Annotated in this window: 5 protein-coding genes and 2 pseudogenes; 4 read left to right on the top strand and 3 right to left on the bottom strand. The window is 68.1% G+C overall.

Translation table 11 applies throughout. The annotated features are described in order from the left end of the window. Positions 1 to 36: 36 nt before the first annotated feature. On the bottom strand, positions 37 to 612 hold the full coding sequence (locus BZY54_RS44820) for a YceI family protein (RefSeq protein WP_086731110.1): 576 nt from the start codon (positions 610 to 612) through the stop codon (positions 37 to 39). A gap of 174 nt (positions 613 to 786) precedes the next feature. On the opposite strand from BZY54_RS44820, the pseudogene BZY54_RS55735 reads away from it, so the two are divergent. Together BZY54_RS55735 and BZY54_RS55740 are read left to right on the top strand one after the other, a co-directional pair. Beyond that, a pseudogene (locus BZY54_RS55735) lies at positions 787 to 1,026 on the top strand (alpha/beta-hydrolase family protein); the annotation flags it as partial. Further along, positions 945 to 1,262, top strand: a pseudogene (locus tag BZY54_RS55740) (alpha/beta-hydrolase family protein); the annotation flags it as partial. The pseudogenes BZY54_RS55735 and BZY54_RS55740, both read left to right, overlap by 82 nt. Before the next feature lie 25 nt (positions 1,263 to 1,287). Here the strand turns inward: BZY54_RS55740 and BZY54_RS44835 are convergent. Beyond that, complete coding sequence (locus BZY54_RS44835; RefSeq protein ID WP_086731109.1) at positions 1,288 to 1,884, bottom strand: DUF308 domain-containing protein; 597 nt, start codon at positions 1,882 to 1,884, stop codon at positions 1,288 to 1,290. Positions 1,885 to 2,078: 194 nt separating this feature from the next. Here BZY54_RS44835 and BZY54_RS44840 point away from each other — a divergent pair, with 194 nt between their 5' ends. Further along, a complete protein-coding gene (locus BZY54_RS44840) occupies positions 2,079 to 3,278 on the top strand; it encodes a sensor histidine kinase (RefSeq protein WP_244217645.1) in 1,200 nt (399 codons plus the stop codon). Continuing rightward, positions 3,278 to 3,940 (top strand): response regulator transcription factor, encoded by a 663-nt coding sequence (locus BZY54_RS44845; protein WP_086731112.1) that lies wholly within the window; start codon positions 3,278 to 3,280, stop codon positions 3,938 to 3,940. The genes BZY54_RS44840 and BZY54_RS44845 overlap by 1 nt, the downstream gene beginning before the upstream one ends. Here BZY54_RS44845 and BZY54_RS44850 read toward each other — a convergent pair. After that, the coding region (locus BZY54_RS44850) for an IS200/IS605 family accessory protein TnpB-related protein (RefSeq protein ID WP_143668296.1) at positions 3,937 to 4,614 on the bottom strand (678 nt) is incomplete at its 5' end. The two genes, BZY54_RS44845 and BZY54_RS44850, sit on opposite strands and share 4 nt — an antisense overlap.

Here is a 4,614-nt window from a genome sequence, read left to right on the forward strand (position 1 = left end):
CGGCAGCCGGCGAGGACCGAGTCAGACGGTGGGACCTCAGTAGCCAGGTTCATTTGCCGGTTCGAGCCGGGCCACATCGAATTCCACCCGGACATCATCGGCCAGCCGCAGTGCGCCCAGGAACGCGGTGTAGGGCTTGATTCCCCAGGTGGACTGCGTGACGGTCGCCCAGCCGCGGACCAGTCCGTCGCCGTTGCCCTTCCCATGCACCGTCACAGGGTGGGTGCGGTCCTTGATGGTGAGCTCCCCGGTGATCTCGAAGGACTGCGCAGTCCCCGCGATGCCAGTGGAACGGAAGGTGATCACGGGGTGCTCTGCGGCATCCAGCAGGGCCCTGTCCTCAAGGGTCCGTTTGATCTCGGCCCGGTCGGTATCGGTGAGCGGCTTCAACCCACCCGTTCCCTCCCGGACTTCCAGCGAGCCCGCCTCGACGGTCACATTCACCCACGACCTGCCGGGGTCGCCTGCGGCAATCACCGCCTCGCCGGACCACCGGGTTACCTCGATCGTCAGGTCGTGCCCCGCCTTGCGGCCCAGCCCGGCGCGACCAGTCTTGATCAACAAGCGGCCGTTCGACGGCCCCAGCCCGTATCTTCCGTCTGCCAGCGTCACAGCGCCCGAGAGTAGGGGGCGAAAGCAGCCGAGCGGCCGAGGCAGCACGGTCGGCGTTGCGCGACCGTCCGCTGCCGCGGTCCGCCGCGGCCGGCCGACCCGCGGGGCGCCTGGAACGCACCGAAGGGTTCTCCCGCAAGGTACTGGTGGAATGAGTACGACCGCACCGGCTGGGTGAACGAGCGGGCGGCTGAGCCGCTGGAATACATGTACGCCGGTGACAGCGCGCTGGTCGCGATGCAGTACTCCTACCTGCCCAGTTGGGTGTCGTACCTGACCGAGGACGAAACAGCCGACGCGAGAGCGGCGCTGATCAACGCGGTCCACGCCAAGTGGGCAAACGTCCCGGCGGCGACCCGTCCGCGGTTGTTCGTGTACGGGGAGAGCCTCGGCTCGTACGCCATGGAGAAGGCTTTCGACGGACGGGGGCGGAGGCCGTCTCGCACACCGGCGGCGGACTTCTGTTCGGGCCGACATCGGGCAACCCGATGTGGCAGTCGGTCACCGCTGGGCGGGACCGGGGGAACCCGGTGTGGCGGCCGGTGTACCGCAACGGCCAGACGGTGCGCTTCGCGCAACGACCGGTCGACTTCGCCCACCCGCCCGCAGCTTGGTCCGAGCCGCGCATCACCTACCTGCAAATTGGCTCCGACCCCGTGGCTCCGACGGCGGTGGTCAACGCTTTTCGCGTCGGCTGCGGATGCTCAGGGCGGTGGCGGAGACGAGGAACCAGAAGGCACCGAAGGCCGAGTATCCGGCGACGGTGGACAGGCTGCTCGTCGCCGAGGCGGACATGGCAGCGAAGGAGGCACCGGCGAGGACGGACAGTCCGCCGCTGATGACCATGGGCCACTGGGCACCGACGGTGCGTCGGCGCCGGATCGCCACGACGAGCTGGATCGCTCCGGAAAGGAGGGCCCAGATGCCGAACACGAGCAGGGCCGTCCCGATGGTGGAGAAGACCGCGTTGATCATCCCGGCGGCGGTGGCGAGGCCGAGAGCCATGTTGGTGGTCCCGACGCGGTCCGTGGAGCCGGTGCCAGACATGCGACGCTCGAGGAGTGTGGCGATGACGTCCCATAGGGGGTAGATGACGAGCAGCACGGCCGCGATCACTGTGGGCCTGTCCGTCGACACGAGCGAGGCGGAGGTCGTGACGACGAGTGCCACCCAGATCAGGGAGAAGGCGACTCGGATCAGGTAGAGCGATCGGAGCCCGGAGAGCGTCGTCGTGGTGGTGGTCGTGCTCGAAGTCGCGCTGGTCTGAGTCATCGGGTGTCCCGTTTCGTGATCGTGATGGTGTGAGACGGTCATCTCGATGAGGAGTCTCAGTGGCCTCGGGAGGGGCCGTGTACTTCGAACGAAGTAGTTCTGCCATCCACTTGGAATCGAATGAGTTCCGCCGTCCCCATCGCCCGGCCCGGGCTCGCCGTCTACATCATTCGAAGTACACGGCCGCAGCACACATGGACGAGAATCAGGCCATGGTCAAGGCGCAGAACAATCAGGACGGACCCGTGGCACCCGTGTGGGTCCGCCGCCCCGAGTCGCTGCACCTCGTCGCCTATTCGGTGGCCGCGCTGGTGTTCACCGGCCAGATCGTGGCAGTGATCCTGCGAGGGTCGGATTGGCCGACGGCCCTCTCCGTGCTCCTCGCCGGTGGCGGTGTCGCCCTCTCGTGGTGGAGGCCGTGGGCAGGACTGGTCGTGGCGAGCGCGGCGTCCTTCGCCGTCACGGCCGTGGGCCACGACCCCCTCTCGGTGTGGATGATGGCGGTGCTCGTGCTGTTCTCGGTCACCCTCAGTGGGAAGCAGCCGCTGGCCGGAACCGGCATCGTGGCGGCGTTCTTCCTGGGGGCGTTCATGACGCTGGGAGGATTCCGTGGCGGCGCGATCGTGGGAGCCGCCGCGCTCTTCTCAGCCATAGCAGGAGGTGCGACAGGGGCCGCGCTGCGCATCCATCGAGAGCACTGGCGGACCCTGGAGGAACGGGCCGAAAGTGCTATCGCCACCCGAGAGATCGAAGCCACCCGACGGGTTACCGAGGAACGACTCCGCATCGCCCGGGACCTCCACGACGTCATCGGCCACCAGGTCGCGATGCTGAGTATGCATCTCGGTGCCGCGGAGATCGGGCTGCCCGAAGACGCCGAGTCCTCCCGGCAGGCCCTCGTCTCAGCCAGGTCCAGCGCCCGCACCGTCGTCGTCGAAACGCAACGGATCCTCGCGCTCCTCCGCCTCGGAGACGACATCTCCGACGACGAGGCGCTCCGGCCGACCCCGGCGCTCAGCGGCCTGGAAGGCCTTGTCGCCTCATTCGAGAGCATCGGCCTCGAGGTCCGGCCCTCCATCGACATCCCCACCGGTTTCGTGGAGCCCAGCGTCGGCGTGACGGTCTACCGGGTCGTTCAGGAAGCACTCACGAATGCCTACCGGCATGGAGAGGGGGCGGCAACGGTGGATGTGCGCGAGCGCGACGGCAGGATCTGCGTCACCGTGGAGAACCGTGTCGGTCACTCACTGCGCGGCTCCGGCTCGGGCAGCGGACTCGGACTCGTGGGGATGCGCGAACGCGTCGAGTCCTCCAGCGGGCGGCTGACGATCGACAGTGACGACGGGCGATTCCGGGTCCATGCGGAGTTCAGCCCCCTGGGAGCCGCCGTATGATGACGCGGATTCTGATCGTCGACGACCAGGACGAGATAAGGGCCGGCATCAAAGCGATGCTCCGGCTCGACCCCAGTCTCGTCGTTGCGGGTGATCTCTCCGATGGACTCCAGGTCGTCCCCTTCCTCCGGGACCACCCCGTCGACCTGGTCCTGATGGACATCCGGATGCCAGGTATCGACGGTGTCGAAGCCACCCGCCGGATCCGCAAAGAGCACCCACCCGAAAAGATGCGGGTGATCGTGCTGACCACTTTTGACCAGGACGACATCGTTCTCGCCGCTCTTCGCGCTGGCGCCAACGGTTTCCTGAGCAAGACCGTGAGTCCCGCTGAACTCGTCGCCGGAATCACCGAGGTCGTTGGCGGTGGCGGTGCGCTGTCGGCCGCCGCGACGGCCGCACTCATCGGTCACATGACCGACAGTCCGCCCCCGGTGATCGACCAGGAACTGCTGCGACGCTTCGACGCTCTGACACCCAGGGAGCGGGACGTGGTCGTTCTCGTCGCGAGCGGTCTCGGCAACGACGAGATCGCGGCCCAGATGTCCGTGTCGCCGTTCACCGTGAAGACGCATGCGGTGCGGGCCATGACGAAGGTCGGTGCACGTGATCGAGCGCAACTCGTCTCGTTCACCTTCCGGGCCGGCCTCTACCGTTTCTAGAAGCTGAGCGGGGGTGAGTCCTGGAGGGACTCGTGCTCAGCCGGGTACTCCGAACGGTGTTGAGTGCCCTGGTCGCCCGCGTTCGCTCCGTGCCCGGTCCCGGCGGCTCGTGTCCGTGGTCCGGGGATAAGGGGGCGGGTTTCCTCGCGCCTCCCGGTGCCGTATCCGGCCTGGGCGGTCCGATGCCCCTGTCCATCGCTCTGGTGGGCAGGGGGCGGTGCCGTCCGTCGCCGGATACGGTGCCCGAGGGCGCGCCGTCCGACCGCCACGGCTGCCGAGTCGTGGCGGGTGGTCTTACGAGCCTTGCCGGTGAGGGGTTTCTGCCAGTGCTGGGCGCCCCACCGGGAGGTGTAGGCCGGGTCGACGGCCACGACGGTGATGCCCAGTTCCGCGGCCATGCTGACGAGCCGGGCGCGCAGTCTGCTCACGGGCATGTGGGAGAGCAGTTTGCGGAACCGCTTGCGGCGGCCGTGTTTCTCCCGGGTCTTCTCCGCCGCGAAGTCGAGGTCTTCGACGGCGATCGCCAGGTTGTGGCGCTGGGCGACGTGCAGCAGGCGGATGAGGGCGCGGCGGACCTGGGCGTCGCGGTGGCCGACGGTGCCGGACAGGTCGTAGCGGAACCGCAGCGGTGCGCCGACCGGGTTGCCGTGGGTATCGAGGCGCCAGGCGGCGAG

The organism is Streptomyces carpinensis (genome assembly GCF_002154505.1).
Lineage (GTDB): Bacteria > Actinomycetota > Actinomycetes > Streptomycetales > Streptomycetaceae > Streptomyces > Streptomyces carpinensis.